The organism is Proteus myxofaciens ATCC 19692 (assembly GCF_001654855.1).
Lineage (GTDB): Bacteria > Pseudomonadota > Gammaproteobacteria > Enterobacterales > Enterobacteriaceae > Proteus > Proteus myxofaciens.
In genome coordinates this window covers 1-201 of record NZ_LXEN01000292.1, presented here as the reverse complement: position 1 = coordinate 201, position 201 = coordinate 1, and the positions used below count along the sequence as shown (strand labels likewise).

Annotated in this window: 1 protein-coding gene; it reads right to left on the bottom strand. The window is 32.3% G+C overall.

Features of this window, described 5'->3' with window-relative positions; translation table 11 throughout:
* Window positions 1-181 (bottom strand): helix-turn-helix domain-containing protein (locus M983_RS16900; RefSeq protein ID WP_281180131.1); only part of this gene is annotated, 181 nt, incomplete at its 3' end.
* Window positions 182-201: the final 20 nt, after the last annotated feature.

Below are 201 nucleotides of genomic sequence, written 5' to 3'. Positions count from 1 at the left end.
GTCGTTTATCAAAATGTTTATTCTCCTTTAACTTCTTTGGGTTAAAACAATCCTCGAAAAACCAATAGATTGGTGTATCAAGATAGTTAGCAATAATAACAAGATAGCTTAAATCTAGTTTATTTAGCCCTCTTTCATATCGTGAATATTGTTGCTGACTTACACCTAATTTTTCGGCCATTTTTTTACCGCTATACCCCA